The 16574-nt window shown below is 46.2% G+C and carries 17 protein-coding genes; 11 read left to right on the top strand and 6 right to left on the bottom strand.

The window, feature by feature from the left end; all coding sequences use genetic code 11:
- Nucleotides 1-16: 16 nt before the first annotated feature.
- The gene (locus R7Q38_RS05085) at nucleotides 17-772 is read right to left on the bottom strand and encodes a substrate-binding periplasmic protein (RefSeq protein ID WP_193843889.1); all 756 of its coding nucleotides are present in this window, start codon (nucleotides 770-772) and stop codon (nucleotides 17-19) included.
- Between the two features lie 68 nt (nucleotides 773-840).
- On the opposite strand from R7Q38_RS05085, the gene R7Q38_RS05090 reads away from it, so the two are divergent.
- The 3 genes from R7Q38_RS05090 to R7Q38_RS05100 all read left to right on the top strand — a co-directional run bounded on the left by R7Q38_RS05090 (nucleotide 841) and on the right by R7Q38_RS05100 (nucleotide 3901).
- Complete coding sequence (locus R7Q38_RS05090) at nucleotides 841-2739, top strand: ATP-binding protein (protein ID WP_005383197.1); 1899 nt, start codon at nucleotides 841-843, stop codon at nucleotides 2737-2739.
- 100 nt (nucleotides 2740-2839) lie between these two features.
- Complete coding sequence (locus tag R7Q38_RS05095; protein ID WP_005374484.1) at nucleotides 2840-3049, top strand: DUF3283 family protein; 210 nt, start codon at nucleotides 2840-2842, stop codon at nucleotides 3047-3049.
- Between the two features lie 135 nt (nucleotides 3050-3184).
- Entirely contained in the window at nucleotides 3185-3901 is a 717-nt protein-coding gene (locus tag R7Q38_RS05100; protein ID WP_005374482.1) for a YebC/PmpR family DNA-binding transcriptional regulator, read from the top strand.
- Between the two features lie 73 nt (nucleotides 3902-3974).
- Here the strand turns inward: R7Q38_RS05100 and rodA are convergent, their stop codons facing one another.
- Nucleotides 3975-5057: a rod shape-determining protein RodA gene (gene rodA, locus R7Q38_RS05105; protein WP_017633806.1), complete on the bottom strand. Its 1083-nt coding sequence runs from the start codon at nucleotides 5055-5057 to the stop codon at nucleotides 3975-3977.
- A gap of 393 nt (nucleotides 5058-5450) precedes the next feature.
- Here rodA and R7Q38_RS05110 point away from each other — a divergent pair, with 393 nt between their 5' ends.
- From R7Q38_RS05110 to R7Q38_RS05145, 8 genes are all read left to right on the top strand, one after another.
- Nucleotides 5451-6119: a hypothetical protein gene (locus R7Q38_RS05110; RefSeq protein WP_017189795.1), complete on the top strand. Its 669-nt coding sequence runs from the start codon at nucleotides 5451-5453 to the stop codon at nucleotides 6117-6119.
- 9 nt (nucleotides 6120-6128) lie between these two features.
- Nucleotides 6129-6827, top strand: coding sequence for an ABC transporter ATP-binding protein (locus R7Q38_RS05115; protein ID WP_239938996.1), 699 nt, complete (start codon nucleotides 6129-6131; stop codon nucleotides 6825-6827).
- Nucleotides 6815-8083 carry an ABC transporter permease gene (locus R7Q38_RS05120; protein WP_239938998.1) on the top strand — a complete coding sequence of 423 codons (1269 nt, stop codon included), beginning with the start codon at nucleotides 6815-6817 and terminating at the stop codon, nucleotides 8081-8083. Before R7Q38_RS05115 ends, R7Q38_RS05120 begins: the two co-directional genes overlap by 13 nt.
- Entirely contained in the window at nucleotides 8076-8861 is a 786-nt protein-coding gene (locus tag R7Q38_RS05125) for an outer membrane lipoprotein-sorting protein (protein ID WP_064376346.1), read from the top strand. The genes R7Q38_RS05120 and R7Q38_RS05125 overlap by 8 nt, the downstream gene beginning before the upstream one ends.
- A gap of 45 nt (nucleotides 8862-8906) precedes the next feature.
- A complete protein-coding gene (locus R7Q38_RS05130) occupies nucleotides 8907-10253 on the top strand; it encodes a hypothetical protein (protein WP_213873657.1) in 1347 nt (448 codons plus the stop codon).
- A complete protein-coding gene (locus tag R7Q38_RS05135) occupies nucleotides 10254-11276 on the top strand; it encodes a sensor histidine kinase (RefSeq protein ID WP_005383206.1) in 1023 nt (340 codons plus the stop codon).
- Between the two features lie 15 nt (nucleotides 11277-11291).
- On the top strand, nucleotides 11292-12083 hold the full coding sequence (locus tag R7Q38_RS05140) for a LytR/AlgR family response regulator transcription factor (RefSeq protein ID WP_005383208.1): 792 nt from the start codon (nucleotides 11292-11294) through the stop codon (nucleotides 12081-12083).
- Nucleotides 12084-12151: 68 nt separating this feature from the next.
- Nucleotides 12152-12787, top strand: a complete 636-nt coding sequence (locus R7Q38_RS05145; protein WP_005383209.1) for a DUF2268 domain-containing putative Zn-dependent protease — start codon at nucleotides 12152-12154, stop codon at nucleotides 12785-12787.
- 117 nt (nucleotides 12788-12904) lie between these two features.
- Here the strand turns inward: R7Q38_RS05145 and R7Q38_RS05150 are convergent, their stop codons facing one another.
- The 4 genes from R7Q38_RS05150 to R7Q38_RS05165 form a co-directional block, all read right to left on the bottom strand.
- Nucleotides 12905-13399 (bottom strand): peptidylprolyl isomerase, encoded by a 495-nt coding sequence (locus tag R7Q38_RS05150; protein ID WP_167415788.1) that lies wholly within the window; start codon nucleotides 13397-13399, stop codon nucleotides 12905-12907.
- A gap of 121 nt (nucleotides 13400-13520) precedes the next feature.
- The gene (locus R7Q38_RS05155) at nucleotides 13521-15182 is read right to left on the bottom strand and encodes a methyl-accepting chemotaxis protein (RefSeq protein ID WP_025768726.1); all 1662 of its coding nucleotides are present in this window, start codon (nucleotides 15180-15182) and stop codon (nucleotides 13521-13523) included.
- 175 nt (nucleotides 15183-15357) lie between these two features.
- Nucleotides 15358-15744, bottom strand: coding sequence for a thiol-disulfide oxidoreductase DCC family protein (locus R7Q38_RS05160; RefSeq protein WP_025998548.1), 387 nt, complete (start codon nucleotides 15742-15744; stop codon nucleotides 15358-15360).
- A 24-nt stretch (nucleotides 15745-15768) separates the two neighbouring features.
- The gene (locus R7Q38_RS05165; RefSeq protein ID WP_213871339.1) at nucleotides 15769-16563 is read right to left on the bottom strand and encodes a DUF4344 domain-containing metallopeptidase; all 795 of its coding nucleotides are present in this window, start codon (nucleotides 16561-16563) and stop codon (nucleotides 15769-15771) included.
- Between the last annotated feature and the right edge of the window lie 11 nt (nucleotides 16564-16574).

The following is a 16574-nucleotide window of genomic DNA, read 5'->3' on the forward strand; positions in this document are numbered from 1 at the left end:
TTGTTAATGATTTGATTCATTGATACTTTTGAATGATTTCATCAATTTCCCCTGAGGTTTTTAATTCAACGAGTCGTGTATTAATGTAATTTTGAGTTTCTGGTTGCATTTGAGGTGAAAAAGCCAGGTAGATTGAGTAGTCAGGAATAACCGAGCTGAAAGGCTGTATCTGAAAATTCTCTAACGGCAAATTGAGTCGCTTTAAGTTGTAAAGGACTCGGGATTCCATCTCGACAAAAGCTGTATCTCCAGGGGTTCGGCTTATCACTCGGTATGCGGCGCTGTAGTCTTTCACACGCATTTCATTGACACTGCCATTTTCAAAGAACGGTGTTAAATTTGGATAATCAAACCCCAGCAGTAATACAATAGAACGACCATGCATCGTATCCATATTTTTGAATTCTAAAGGCTTCTCGCTACTCGACACCAGTACATGTTTTACAGTGTAAATGGGCTCCTCAGATAAATTTTCCGATTGCACCTTGCCCCAGTTCGGGCTGCCATAAGTTAACCAGTTTGGCTCAGCGCCTTCTTCCAATATGGAAATCATACGTTTAAATGGATAAGTATGATAATTCACTTGGTAATCCGACTCCGCGAAGATAGCGCTGACGATATCGGTCACAATTCCGGAGTGCATTTGTCCCTGTTGTTCAATTTGAAATGGTCGAGCTTGTTCAGCAATGACGTAATAGTTCACTTGATTTGCGGTCACATGAGAACTTACAACAATTAAGCTAAAAGCCAATCTAAGTAGAAGTCTTTTCATCGTATCCTCGATTATTATTTGTGCGTAGCTATATTTAGAGTAGCGCAAGTTTATCGGAGCGGTTTCATATGGATGAAAAAGAGCGATCTCAACGTCGTTTTAGTATCGGCAACCAACTTATGTTGGCGGTATTAACGTTGAGTTTAATCTTTACGGTCATCATTTCTACAGTGAGCTTGTATCGAGTTTTTCACGAAGATTTAGCCCATTTAGATGTTGAATTAAAGCAGGTTGAGTCTAGCTATTTATCGAGCTTTTCTGCGAGTTTGTGGGTAGAGGATAGGGAGCTGTTGCTGACACAAGCTCAAGGTGCAATGCGTATGCCCTCGGTGGACTACTTACGTATTGCTAGTGAAGACGAAGTTATCATTGAATTAGGTTCGGCGCTTTCTGAGGATGTTGTCGAGAGAAGCTGGCCGATGCAGTATCGGGTCGGCGATAAAACGTATGATCTCGCGATATTAACGGTTCAATCGGATCTTAGCGCGATATATGAAGATCTTTGGCAGCAGTTCTTTTTTCTACTTACGACAGAAGCGATCAAAATTCTTGTCCTCATCATTGGTGTTCTTTGGGTGGCGTTTCGCTTGTTGGTCAATCCGTTACAATTGCTGTCTGGTGCGGTGAGCGATTTTCGTGGCGGTACAGTGCCGAGTAAAGTGACTCTCCCTAAACGATGGTGCTTTGATGAAGTGAGTGTTTTGGCAGAGAAATACAACCGAAGTGTTGAGAAAGTGAAAGAGCACCAGACTGAGTTAGAGGCTGAACGCGATAGGGCAGAAGTCGCTAATCGTAAAAAAAGTGAGTTTCTTGCCACTATGAGCCATGAGATCCGCACACCGATGAATGGCATTATTGGTGTGTCGTCGTTGCTCAATGACACCGACCTCGATCCCCAGCAAAAAGAGTTTGTAGAGATCATTGACAGTTCTTCTCACTCACTAATGACGATAATCGACGACATTTTGGACTTCTCTAAAGTTGAAGCTGGCAAAGTAGAGCTGGAATACACGAGCTATGATCTTCGCGAGCTACTTGACGATGTCATCAGTTTACATAGTGTCAAAGCCAAGCAGAAAAACTTACAGCTGCTCAGCGATATTGATCCTCACTTGCCAATGGAAGTGCAAGGTGATGCCACACGATTGAAACAAGTTCTGAACAATTTGTTGAGCAACGCGATTAAATTTACCGAGCGCGGCCATGTGAAGCTTCTTGTAGCGTTATCTCGACTTGATGGAGAGACCGCTCATATCCGGTTTCGAGTTGTGGATTCTGGTATTGGTATTGCGAAAGAGCACCAACAAGCAATCTTCGAACGCTTCCAACAAGCTGATGGTAGTACTACCAGAAAGTATGGTGGGACAGGGCTTGGTTTGGCGATAGCTGCACAGTTGGTTAACTTGATGGGAGGGGAAATACAACTAACAAGTGAGCTTGGGCTGGGAAGCTGTTTTGAATTTTCGATTCCTGTTGCTGTAATAAATGCGCAATCGACCTATACCGACCAACTTAATGTATTAGATTTCCGGAAAGCGGAAGACAACGAAATCAGCCCTCAAGATAATGATAAACCTTGGGTACTGGTTGTTGAAGATACCATCGTCAATCAGAAGGTAGTTCGCATCATGTTAGAAAAACTGGGTGTGCGAGTGAGTGTCGCCAACCATGGCGAAGAAGCATTGCAGCTGTGTGATCAGCAGCCTTTCGATTTGATTTTTATGGACTGCCAAATGCCTGTGATGGATGGGTTTATTGCTACGGAGCGAATTCGAAAAATGGGAGAGTGGGGGAAACACGTTCCAATTATTGCGCTAAGTGCCAATGTCATTAAAGAGGATCAGCAACATTGCTTCGATGTTGGGATGAACGAGTTCGTGGCTAAACCCGTTACCAAGACTCGATTACAACAAATATTCGAACAGCATTTACCAAAAGCACTGAAAATCAGCGCTGTGCCTAAATAGTTAACTTGAAATCGATCAAGTTAAGTGCGTTTCTATTCTGTAATTGTAACTCTGTGTGATATAGTGCCCGGCTAGTATTTAAAGTACCTTGAGGCTGTGAATGTCGTTTAATCTATCCCTATTGCCGCCTGACGAAAAAAACAAAATCGAACTGGATAAGCAGGCGTCGTTTTTGGTTTGGAAGCTCAGAGAGGCCAAATCTGGTCCTGAAGCAATAGAAGAACAGTTGTCCAAGATTAACGATGCTGATGAAAAGGCGTTTTTCCAGCAATCGGTCGAAAAGTACAAACGAGTAATGGGTGTCGCTTAACGCGAACCGTGGCAATGGTTCAATCCAATGCGACGAATGAGGTAACCTCCCTATTCCTTTGCTAAGCGAAATTGAAAAGGTTTCGCTTTTTGCTAAAATCCTTCGCATTAAATTTGAATTTAGAGAGACATCCCGATGGGAAGAAGTTTTGAAGTGCGCAAAGCCTCTATGGCGAAAACTGCAGGCGCGAAAATTAAAGTTTATTCCAAATACGGTAAAGAAATTTACATGTGCGCGAAAAACGGTGGTGGTGATCCAGACATGAACTTGTCTTTGAAGCACCTGATCGCAAAAGCGAAAAAAGACCAAGTTCCTGCGCACGTTATCGATAAAGCGATCGACAAAGCGAACGGTGGCGGTGGTGAAGACTACACTCCAGCACGTTACGAAGGCTTCGGTCCTGGCGGTACTAGCGTTATCGTTGACTGTCTAACAGACAACGGCAACCGTACTTTCCAAGATGTACGCCAATGCTTTGTGAAAGTCGGTGCGAAAATTGGTGTAGAGGGCTCGGTTTCTCACATGTTCGATCACCAAGCGGTATTTCAGTTCAAAGGCGACGATGATGAAATCATCCTAGAAACGCTAATGATGGAAGACGTAGACGTTACTGACGTTGAGCTAGAAGACGGTGTTATCACTGTATTCGCACCTCACACTGAATTCTTCAAAACAAAAACTGCGCTTAACGGTGCATTCCCAGATCTAACGATCGATGTTGAAGAAATCACATTCGTTCCGCAAACTCATACGCCTGTATCGGGTGAAGATGCTGAGAAGTTCCAGAAATTCCTAGATCTTCTAGATGACTGTGATGATGTTCAGCAGGTTTACCACAACGCAGAGCTGTAATTAATTCGCTCATATCGTTGTAAAAAGGCTTCCTCAGGGAAGCCTTTTTTTGATCGCTTTTTCTCAAGCAGAGCTATGCGTTACGATATTTGGAATAACACAGCGACATGATTACACCAAAACAGATACCTTGAGTTAGCATCGCCGTGCCGCCATAGCTAAAGAAGGGAAGTGGGCTACCCATTACTGGCAACAAGCCACTCACCATGCCCGTATTGATAAAAGCATACAGAAAAAAGCTCATCGCTAATGCGCCACTTACCAGCCGACTAAAAAAGTGGTCAGACTGACATGCAAGCAACATAACGCGTGCAGTAATAAACAAGTACAATGCGAGTAAGACTAAACTGCCAACAAAGCCCCATTCTTCCGCATAGGTCGAAAAAATAAAGTCCGTATGACTTTCTGGAATAAAGCCAAGTGTTCCCTGCGTTGCATTCATCCAACCTTTGCCTTTCATACCGCCTGAGCCAATCGCAATCAAAGATTGGATGATTTGGTAGCCCGAACCCAGTGGATCGGACTCAGGGTGCAAGAACTGTGTTACACGGCTCTTTTGATAGGTTTCCATAACGAAGAACCATAAAATAGGTGCTAACGTTAAAATGCTCGCAATAAACCCGCAGATTATTTTCCAGCTCATGCCAGCCAAAAACAAAACGAACAATGCATAAATGATGGTAAAAACTGCACCGTCTAAATCCGGTTGTAGCGCGATTAACCCGGCAGGAATCATTGTAATAAGTAAGCAAAACGCAATTTTCCGACTGTTTGGTCGACCTCCTTCAATATGAAGCATCCAGGCGATCATGATTGGAATGGAAAGTTTGATTAGTTCGGACGGTTGAAAGCGGAAGAAGCCGATATCGAGCCAACGTTGAGAGCCATTGGTGCTATCACCAAATAAAGCGACAGCAAGTAGTAGCGCAACCGCAATAATGTAGAGATATGGAGCTGAGCGCTGATAGCTGGACGCTGGAATCGAGGACATGACCAAGATACAAACTAATGTCAGTCCGCAGCGCGCCAAATGTTTGAAGAGCATCGCCTCATTAAAGCTACTGGCACTCCAGAGAGTGAGCGAACTTAACAGCATGATCGGAATGATCGCCATGAGCAGTGGCAAATCAACTCTTGGGAAATAACGCTTATTCATTTTCAACGACCTAATAACGCACCTATTTTGAGTGCGAAAACAACTAAAACTCGAAGAGTTCAAACTATTCCGATGCTAAGAATCTCGATTTGGAAACAACAGACACCATGCAAAGGTGTGTAAGAAAGGAGAGTGCGACACTGTCTGTTATGGGTAGCTGTGGGATGGATAAATACACTAGCCTCAGATTTTAAGCCAGTGTTTTTATTGTTACTGCCGTAAAAATGTAGAGTTACGAATGAGCGGAATTGTATTTTCTGTTTAAGTGAATGTCATTCATCCTCTCTCAATACCATTCACTCCGCATAATTGCCATTGGTCGCATGCAAAAGCAGCGTGCGATCTTCTCCCTTAATCTGAAACCATCAAATCACGTTCAACTAAGGACAGTACATGATGGTTTCTCAATCTCGCTCAATCAAAGCTCTTAAACTGGCAAGTACGTTTATCGCCGCATTTGCACTCAGCAGCAATTTGGCTCTGGCTAATCCAAGCGAGCGCACACTCAGTCAATTCAACCAAGCAGCGCAAGGTGACTCTGGCTTAGTTGATACCGTTTACGGCGAATTATCCAAACAACTCGAAGAGCAAGGCGCAACACCGGTGACCTTGGTTTACTTAGGCAGTGCTGAGACGTTGCAAGGTCGTGAGGCGTTTATGCCTTGGAACAAGATGAAGTTCACCGAGCGCGGTCTTGCCACAATCCAAAAAGGTTTGGACCTAATGGCGAATCAGCCAGTACCACTGCAAGAGCAACAACGCTTACAAGGTTTGCCGGAATACCAACTAGCCACCGCCATGGCAGCCACCACATTTACTTCTCTACCTGACATGTTCAATCACTTTGAGCGTGGCTACGAGCTGTACCTTTCATTGCTCGATGAGCCGAGTTTTAGTCAGCAACCTTTCGCCGCAACGTCTTGGATTTATCGCTACGCCATTGAAGCAGCACTACGAGCTGAAGATGTTCAACAAGCCAAAACATGGTTAGCGCAAATGGAGCAGTTAGGTGATAGCAATCTAGAAACGCAAACCGCGAAAGCGCTGCTAGCGAAATATTAGGGAGGCGTCATGATCGTTTTTAATCAACTTAGTCGCGATTACGCCCTTGGCAGACAAACCGTACGTGCATTGCGAGACGTGTCTGGTGAAGTGTTTGCCGGCGAAATGGTGGCTCTGTGTGGACCGTCTGGCTCGGGAAAAAGCACCTTACTTAACGTGCTTGGCATGCTGGATACTCAATACCAAGGTCAGGTGACATTTGCAGGCAGCCCATACCCAACCGGACAAATGCAGGCGGCGAAAATGCGTCGTGAAAAGCTTGGTTTTGTATTTCAAAAATTCAATCTTGTCCCCGTGATGACGGCGTTGGAGAACGTGGCGTATCCGTTACACCTCAACGGTTTTTCAAAAGCAGAACAAACCGAGCTCGCTACACAAATGCTAGAACACGTTGGCTTGGGTGAGTTTATTCATCACATGCCCGATAGCCTATCTGGCGGTCAGCAGCAACGCGTGGCAATTGCTCGTGCGTTAGTGCACAAACCAGCGTTGGTGATTGCTGATGAGCCAACAGCAAGTCTTGATAGCCAAACTGCCAACAAGGTCATCGACATTATGAAAGGGCTTGGACACGAGCTAGGCACCACTTTTATCGTCGCCACTCACGACCCTCGCATGGCATCCCGCTGCGATCGAACCATTGAATTGGTGGATGGCAAAATTACCCAAACGTACGCAAGTGTGGAGGAGGTTTCATGGGCAAGCTAATTCCTGTTTCGGTTTGCCTTGCTTGGTTGAATCTGCAACGCAATCGCCGTCGCAGTTTATTGTCGATGCTGATCATTGCCATTGCCGTGTTTGCGTTAACCAGTGCGGGCGGTTTTGGTCTGTACACCTATGACAGTTTGAAAGAGTCGACAGCGCGTGACACGGGGCACCTGACGTTAACCACACCGGGTTACTTTGCCAAAGAAGAAGAGATGCCGCTGAGTAACGGTTTAACTCATGCGGACGACATCACCAAGCAATTGATTGGATTGAATGAAGTGCGAGGCGTGCAGCCGCGAGTTGAATTCAGCGGTTTAATTTCCAACGGCAACAAGTCATCGATCTTTATCGGCATTGGTGTTAACGAGCGCGAATTCGATATGAAAGGGCCGTTTTTAGACGTGCGTGAAGGGCAGACGCTGTCCAACATTCATGCATCGCGTTATGACCCTGCAGAGCCAGAAGTGATGCTTGGCGTTGATTTGGCGAACAACCTAAGTGTGCACGTTGGCGATTGGATTACCTTGCTGGCGACCACTACCGACGGCGCATTGAACGCGTATGACTTCAAAGTTCGTGGTATCTATTCAACTGGCGTGCCTGAGCTTGATAAACGCCAACTGTACGTGCATATCAACAGCGCGCAATCGCTGCTCGGTTCAGACAAAGTCAGTGCGTTATCTGTCTTCCTGTTCGACACCAGTTTAACTAACCAAGTCGAGCAACAAGTGGCTTCGGTTCTGAGTAAGCAAAAACAGAACTTTGGTGATCAAGATATTGAGATTACGCCTTGGCAAGAGCGCGCGTTCTTCTATCTCAAAGTGAAAGATTTGTACGATCGTATCTTCGGCATCATGGGTGCAGTAATGGCGCTGGTGGTCTTTGTTGCGCTGTTCAACACCATGACTATGTCGGTGACTGAGCGCACCCGTGAAATCGGCACCTTATCGGCTCTTGGTAGCTACCCTCGCGAAATTATTGCTGGGTTCTTGCGCGAAGCAGGGTTACTTGCGGTGATTGGTAGCTTAATCGGCGCTTTGTTTACGGCGCTAGTCACCGTCTTACTGATGGTCGTGGATGTGCAAATGCCGCCACCGCCAGGACGCACAGAAGGTTACCCATTAACGATTTACTTCTCTTGGGAGCTGGTAGCTATAGCAGGATTTGCAGTATTGATGATTTGTTTGGTTGCGGCGTTTTTCTCGGCACGCAAAGGGGTGAACAAGCCAATTACGGAGGCACTGATTTATGTTTAATTTCAAATCACTATTACCAATTGCATTGCTGATGGTAACTGGCGTTGCAAGCATCAATACCAGTGCGAATGAAACAGCGTTAGATGCACAGCAAGTCGCGCAATTGATTGAAAAAGCCGACAGCTACCGCTTGCAAGATGATTCCTCCAAAGTGGTGTCATTGGTGCGCTTATATCAAGACCAAGAACTAGATAAAACCCGCCTTTACCACGTGTACACGCGCCCAAATCGTGAATCGCTGGTGGTGTTCAAATCGGCAGTCGAAGCCGGGCAAAAGATGTTGATGATGGGCGACAACTATTGGCTACAAATGCCAAAGAGCCGCCGTCCGATTCGCATTACGCCAATGCAGAAGCTGCTTGGTGAAGCGTCTATCGGCGACATCTCAACTTTGACGTGGAGCCAAGATTATCAAGGTGAATGGAAAGCGACAGAAACTGTCTCGGTAAACGGGGAAAGTGTCGCGGCTTATCACCTTGCGTTAACCGCGAAAACCAAAGGGGCGAGCTATCAGAAGATCGACTTGTGGTTGTCTGAGCAAGATGCGTTTCCAATCAAAGCTGATCTTTACTTGCGCTCTGGCAAACTCGCCAAGCAAGCGCAATATGGGCGTGCAACTGACAAAGGTGAAGACTACGTCAGTGAGATGACCTTGCTTGATAGCATTCAGCCGAGCAAAAAGACCGTTATCGAGTATCAAGAGATCGTGCCTTGGCAGCTGGACAACAAGTTCTACAACCCAAGCTATTTGCCGAAAGCCAATACGACTCAGCTTTAGCCTGAACTCCTTAAATAGAACCATGAAAACGAGCAAGGAAGTCACATGAAATCGCACCAGCCTAACCTTAACAAAAGCACCAGTTTGTTGATTGCTGCGTCGTTGTGTGTGGGCGCAGCAGCCCCAGTTTTTGCCAATGATGAGCTGAGTTTTGAGTGGGATTGGGCTGTCAGTTACGAAACTGCCAAGCAGCGTGATAGCGCATTTATGCAGGCGCAGGGCAGTTCTCGTGATTCACTTAATGCACTGTTGGATGTGCAAGTGAACTATCAAAACTTCAGTGGCTTGTTCGCTCTGTACAGCCAAGGTTTGTACCTCAACCAACAAGGAGAGAGTGACTGGTGGAGTGAAGCTGATAACCAACTACTGATTCGAGAACTTGCTTGGCTAGGGGAGTGGCAAGTCGGTGACACCACACTTGATGTGAGCTTAGGTAAGTTGCGCATTGATTGGGGCGTGGGTTATGGCTACCGACCTTTGGATCTGTTTAAGCCTTATCGACAAAATCCTGTTGGCTTAGTAGCAGAAGAAGGTGCGGGTGTGTTTTCACTCTCACACTACGATATGGCAGGCGAGTGGACGGTTATTGCAACGGATTCAAGCTGGGGGCAACAAGACCAGAGTGCTCTTGATCAAGCCGCAGAGCAACAAGGTGTTGGTATTCGTCGTTATGCACTGGTGGGTGGCACCGAGTATCAACTTATTGGTTATTACGATGATGTGCGCCGAGGTTTGCTTGGCTCCAGTGCCATTGCCGTGTGGGATGAATCCATCGCCATGCACGGATCAATACTGTGGCAAAAGCAAAGTGTCGGCTATCAGTTTCAGCAGGATGCTCTTTACCAATCCGTTTCAGTTGAGGAGCAGGGAAGCGCATTCCAAGCTTTAGTTGGGGTGAACTGGGCAAACCAAGCCGGACACAACGTGATTGCTGAATATTGGTACGACAGCCGAGCATGGTCGAAAAGCGAATGGCAACAAGCAATAGAGCGTGGCGAATTACTCTCTCAGCTCCCTGATCCTAACAACTCTCTGTTGGCTAGCAGCGCTCTACTTGCGACAAGCTACGCCCAAGGGTTTCAGCACGCCAATATCGTTCAGCATAACGTAATGCTGCACTGGAGTTGGGATTTGGAAGCGTGGGCTGCATGGAACGGTAAAGCGGATATGGGCTGGCTAAGTGATGTAACCCCTACGTTGGATGTGATGTTGGCGCCACAAGATGGCGGTGTGATTGTCACGCAGTGGCTTAACTACCAATGGATTGATACTGGCGATCAAAGTGTAGAAGTGGAAGTTGCCGCACGCTTTTTAACCGGAGACGACCAATCTGCTTACGTACAAATCAATGATAAGCATATGATTGTTTTTAACATCAAAGGGAAATTCTAAATGTGTTCAGCAAAATCAGTGGTAAAAAGTGGATGGCCGCGTAGCTTATTAGTGACCACGGCATTTTGTCTCTTTATCGCAGCAATGACGCTCTCGGTTTGGGGCGGTCCATTTTACATTCATGTGGCGGTTAGCTTTGGATTTGGCTATTCGGCTATCTTCTTCTCATGGTTGATTGACCGTTTGTTTCCAACCATCCCACGTATGATAGAAGTGGTGTGTTCGCTTGTTGCCTGTTTATTGTTTGGGGTGATTAATGCGCAATTTTGGCTCGGAGAGTATTTTGGTATCTCCGATATGATCCCTGTTGGCTTAATGGGATTACTGTTTAGCGGTATGTGTTATTTCTATTTTTACTCGCGTGAGAAAGAGGCGGTTGCTCAACGAGAGTTGGAAGCCATCAAGCGCGAGAAAGCAGAGCAAGATCGTGCGCTCTTGCTGAGTCAGCTTAAGCAGATGCAAAGCCAGATTGAACCGCATTTTCTATTCAATACCTTGGCGAATATCAGCGCGCTCATGTCGCAAGATGTCGATAAAGCCAAGCTGATGCTAGAACAGTTGACCGCGCTGCTGCGAGCAACGCTAAAAAGCTCACGCGAAGAACACACCACCATAGACAATGAAACGGCGTTACTTGAGGCTTACTTAAGCATCCAACAAACCCGTTTAGGTGACCGACTCAGTTACAAGATTGAGGTGGAAGAGGGATTAGGCAGAACCGAGCTACCGCCGATGATGCTTCAACCCTTAATCGAAAACGCCATTATCCATGGTATTGAGCCAAAGCGAGAAGGTGGTGAAGTCAGCTTGCTGATTAAGCGCGAACAGAAGAACTTGAAGATTGAAGTCAGAGACACAGGTGTTGGCTTGAATCACGTGAGTGGTCACATGGGCTCTGGCGTGGGTCTAAGTAATCTCAAGCAGCGAGTTGAAGCTTTGTTCGCAGGGCAAGGAGAGGTCTCTATCAGTGAGTCTGCTCAGGGTGGCGTTTGTGTTCGCCTTAGCTGGCCAATGGGATCGTAATCAAGGAAGAAAGGAATGAATACAGGGTTTACTGCCATTATTGCTGATGATGAACCGTTATTGAGGCGTCATCTTGATAAAAGCCTAGCTGAAGTGTGGCCAGAGCTAGAGGTGATAGCCAAAGTCGCCGATGGTGAACAAGCGTTGCAAGCCATTGAGCAAAGCCAACCTGACATTGCGTTTCTTGATATTCGTATGCCAGTTTTGGATGGTATGACATTAGCGCAAAAACTCAATCAACTCGCCAACCCACCTTTGATTGTGTTTGTCACCGCGTACGATGATTACGCTATAAAAGCTTTTGAGCAAAATGCCACCGATTATTTGCTCAAGCCTATTTCAGATGAGCGCCTTCTGACGACGTGTGAAAGAGTGAAAGCACGCCTTGCTAAGCGAGAGCAAGAAAGCAGTAATGTGCAGATGAGCAGCCTGTTAGAACAGTTGCAGCAATTATCCGCTCCACAAACTCCGCAATATCTTCAGTGGATCAAAGCGACGCAAGGGGAAGACATTCATCTGATCGCCACGTCTGATGTGTTGTATTTCAAAGCGGAAGAAAAATACGTTTCTGTGTATGCCCAGCAAGGACAAGGCAAAGTGCAGGAGTATTTGATTCGTACATCGTTGAAAGAGTTGATAGGGCAGCTTAACCCAGAACAGTTCTGGCAAGTACACCGTTCAAGCGTGGTGCAAGTGTGCAAAATTAACAAAGTAAACAAAGACTTTGCTGGCAGAATGTTTGTTCACGTTGGAGAAAACAAGCTCCCTGTGAGCCGTGCATCTCAAAGTTTATTCAAAGGAATGTAATCGCTAGAACTGCTCACTCTTTACACTGTAAACTCGCTGCTCTTAACCCACATTATCAAGGAAGATAAATGAGTTATCGCGTAACCCTGTTAAATGCGACGGGAGAACTGTCTCCAATCTCTGAGTATTTGCATCAGAAACTTGATGATCTGAGCTCACAACTTTCTAGTTACTTTGATTTGAGTAACATTGACCTCACCATTAGCCCGTTTGATCGCAATGACGTACCGCAGACGGGGATTGGTGGCTATTGCTTAAGTGCCTATCGTGTAGAGATTCTGCTTGATACTCAACGTACTGATATTAAAAACGTTATTGAGAAAGAACTGGCTGCGGTGTTAGCGCATGAGTTGCATCACCTGTTCCGTATGCGAGCGGGAGAAAGTGGCGTTGCACTTGGTGATGTACTAATTATGGAAGGGTTAGCTTGTCACTTCGAACGTAAGGTGAATGGCGGCGTCACTCCGACCTTGTTTGAGCAAATCAAAGATCAAGATTGGCGCCCTTTCTACGCTGAGATGAAAGGCAAGTTGACCAGCTTAGATTACAACTTCGACGCTTACTTTCTTGGCAGCGATGAAAGCCGCTGGCCGAAATACATGGGGTATTGGGTTGGGTACAACCTTGTTGCTGAATATCTGGCTGATTTTCAAGGCTCTGAACTGGATTTGGTTGGAGCCAAAGCTGAGCTTTTCTATCAATAACTTCGTTATAAGCCCAACTAATCGGCTGAGTCATAAAAACAAAAAGCGCCTAAGTCATCAGACGTTAGGCGCTTTCTTCGTTTTATAGCGACGATTTCTCTGCAGAGGCGAATGGGCTTATTCGCTGATCGTCACTTTCTCGATAATGATTGGATCGCATGGCACATCATCGTGACCAAGTTTAGAGGTCGTTTTCACTTTCGCTATGCGATTTACGACATCCATACCCGCGGTCACTTTACCAAACACGGCGTAGCCCCAGCCTAGGTTGGTGGTTGCGGTGTGGTCTAGGAAATCATTGTCTTCTAAGTTAATGAAGAATTGTGCTGTTGCAGAGTGCGGTGCATCGGTTCGTGCCATTGCGATAGTGCCAACAAGGTTCTTAAGACCACGGTTTGCTTCGTTCGCGATTGGTGCGCGCGTTGGCTTTTCTGCCATGTCTTCGGTATGACCGCCACCTTGAATCATAAAGCCGTCGATAACGCGGTGGAACATGGTGCCGTTGTAGAAGCCATCTTCACAGTATTTTTTGAAGTTCTTTGAGCTAACTGGCGCTCGTTCTAGGTTCAGTTCAATCTCGATATCACCGAAATTGGTGGTCATAATAATCATCTGGTTTTGCCCTTATGGATGCTAAGTTGGCGGCATTATAGCTAAGACTTCTGAGGATAGCAGAAATAAAAACAGCGACGTTTGGCGTCGCTGTTTGCATAGTGAATGGGTGAGGAAAGCGTTAAACCGTAAAGCGACCGACCAAGTCGTACAGCTCGTTAGCTTTGTGGTTAAGGTTGCCACTGCCTGCACGGTTTTGGTTGGCAAGGTGTGCCGATTGGCTGCTTTGTTGAGAGATCACTTCAATACGTTGTGAAATCTCTTGGCCAACTTGGCTTTGCTCTTCAGTTGCCGTTGCGATAAGCGTGTTCATGTCCATGATGTTAGCAATTGCGGCTTGGATTTCTTGCAGTGCGGCAGAGGCTGCTCGTGCTTCTTCTACCGTTGCTTCACCACGCGCTTGGCTTGAACCCATGGCTTTCACTGCCGCATCCGAGCCAGACTTCAACTGCTCGATCATTTGGTGAATTTCGCCTGTGCTGTCTTGAGTGCGACTTGCCAGTTTACGGACTTCATCGGCAACGACTGCGAAGCCGCGACCTTGTTCACCAGCACGGGCTGCTTCAATGGCTGCGTTCAGTGCCAATAGGTTGGTTTGCTCGGCGATGTCTTGAATAACCTCTAGCGAAGAAGAAATGTTTTTTACGTCGCTCTCTAAACGAGAAATCACCGTGCTGGCTTCTGACACCTCTAGCGCGAGTGCTTCGACAGAGTTCGCTGCCGAATCAACAATGTGTTTTGCTTGTTGTGAGTTTTCATCGGCGTCTCTGGCTGATTGCGCTGCTTGGTTAGCGTTGTTTGAAATCTCGTGCGCCGTTGCTGTCATCTCGGTCATTGCCGCTGCGACTTGTTCGGTCTCTTCACGTTGACCAGAAGCCAACTCGTCCACTTGCGATGCACGCTGTGACATCTCGTTGGTCTCTGAAACCACTTCTTGTCCTACGTGGCTAACGCTCTTGATGATGCCTTGCAGGCTTTCAACGAAGATATTGAAGTTACGGCTCAGCTGCGTGAACTCCGGCACGCTTGATTCTTCCATGCGCGCGGTTAAATCTGCATCGCCTTGTGCGAAAGAGTGAATTGAAGCATCAAACTGCTCAATAGGTTTCATGATGCTGCGGTTAACAAATACGGCAAAGACTGCAACTATCGCTGTTATCGAGGCACAAAACAGGGCTATCGCAGTTAGTGTGGTGTTGAGATCTTCGTGTGCGGCTTTTTCCATGTCTGCCACAATGGCGTCGATATCGTCCGTGTAGAAACCCGTTCCCAACATCAAGTCCCATTCAGGAATAAAGACTGAGTAGCTGAGTTTCGGTAGTGCTTCACTCTGACCGAGTTTCGGGAAGTAATAAGTCGTGAACTCGCCAGTTTTGGCATTTTTTAACAAATCCTGAATCAGGTAATTGCCTTTCTTGTCCTGCAAGTTATAGAAGTTTTCCCCGATGCCTTTGGTGTTTTTGCCCACCACGACGCGAACGCCTTTTGAATCATAACCAAAGATGTAGCCGGATTGACCAAACTCTAGTTGTTTTAAGATAGGCAGAGCCTCTTCCAGTGGGGCATTTTGTGCGAGTAGCGGCTCGACAGCGGAACGCGCCATTTGTACGTAGCTTTTGAGTTCGGCTTTTTTCATCTCCATCATTCGACTTCGAGTTTGCTCAATCTCGTGCTCGTTGTAGGCTGTGGTTTGTACGTAGGTGAACCACATCATGCCTATTGCCATAGTTAGAATTGGAATTATTGAAAGGATATATAGTCGTTTTCTGATCGTCAGATTCATAGAGACGTCCTTCTCTCGGCGCAGCGTTACAAGTGACAAGCTGAATAAGCTTGCCTGATAAAAGTGTTAATACTTATTGTTGTAATGCTTAGAGATTAACCGAGTTACTCAATCAGAAGTACTGGAAATTTGTAAATCTAGACGAAGGTCGTAGCATTTTTAAGCGGGATCACAATTAACGTGAACACGACCCACTATTGCAACGAGAAGTCCCTGTTAACCAATATGAGACGCGATACCTATTCTTTGCGAATTTGAGGTAAAGCCAGTCAGCAACAGGTTTAACGAGGCGCCAACGCAGTGGAGCGTAGAGCCAACCGCGACCAACTAATTGCCACGCACGATGAGTCACGTCCAACCCAAGCAGAAGCTCCCCCTTTTCGTTGAGGGCGTGCAAAATGGTGTTGGCTTGTTCAGGAGCGATCTGAGGATAATCTGCGAATGCATCACTATAGATATCGACGGTTTTGATGTGCTGCTTGGCATCGCGTTGTTTTAGCGCCTTCATCTCTTTGGCACAAAGCGGGCAGGTTCCGTCATAAAATATGGTGAGTTTTGTCATTGCGGTCTTCTTGTTTGAGATTTTCTAATCGCTTTTACGTGGCGAATTTTCTTTTGGTTCATTGTTTTGCAAGTAATGCAGCCAATTGTCGCGAATGTTGCCGTAATTGAATTGGCAGAACTCTTTGCGATCACGCAGGTAGTCTTTTTCTACTTCATCGAGTAAGGCTTTGTATTGCTCAGGATCACTACCGTACACCAAACATAACGTTGAAAAGTAACGCTGCAAATCAAAGCTGTGTTCGTCAATGTACTCGCCAAAATCGTAGTAGTCCGGTCTGTCGTCGGATTCGAATGCGAACATGTCGGCGGCGCTAATGGCCATATCTGCGCCATCTTCTAGGAAGTCAATCATTAAAATAGTGGCAAAATTATCGACCGCATCTTCTTCTTTTCCGAGAACAGGGATGCTTTGATCTTCGATGTAAGCATGTCCAGCTTCATGAAGTAAAGTGTGCAATAACGTATCTAGCGCCCCTGTTTTTGGGGATTTTCCGAAGCGTTCTTCATACTGATTATTGGAGAAGTAATTGAGCGACTCCAAATAAAAAGTGTAAGGAACGTATATTGTGTGTGTATCAGGATCATACATTGGACCATCTTCTCCGCCGTAAACCAGCGTGAGAGCTTTATCAAATGGAAAGTAGGCCTGAGATAGCTCAGCAAAGATGGTGTTTACATCGCTGCTTTGAATAGATTGTTGGGCGATTTTTTCATGAGTTGTCTCTACGGGAGAATATTGAATACGAATGTTTTCAGCTGCTGTAGCTGATGAGACGACGCTGAGTAATAGTGCAGGGCAAAGCGAATGAATGTTCATGTGGGACTCTT

Origin of the sequence: Vibrio sp. Vb0598, from assembly GCF_033338935.1 — a bacterium.
In the GTDB taxonomy this organism is placed as follows: domain Bacteria; phylum Pseudomonadota; class Gammaproteobacteria; order Enterobacterales; family Vibrionaceae; genus Vibrio; species Vibrio alginolyticus.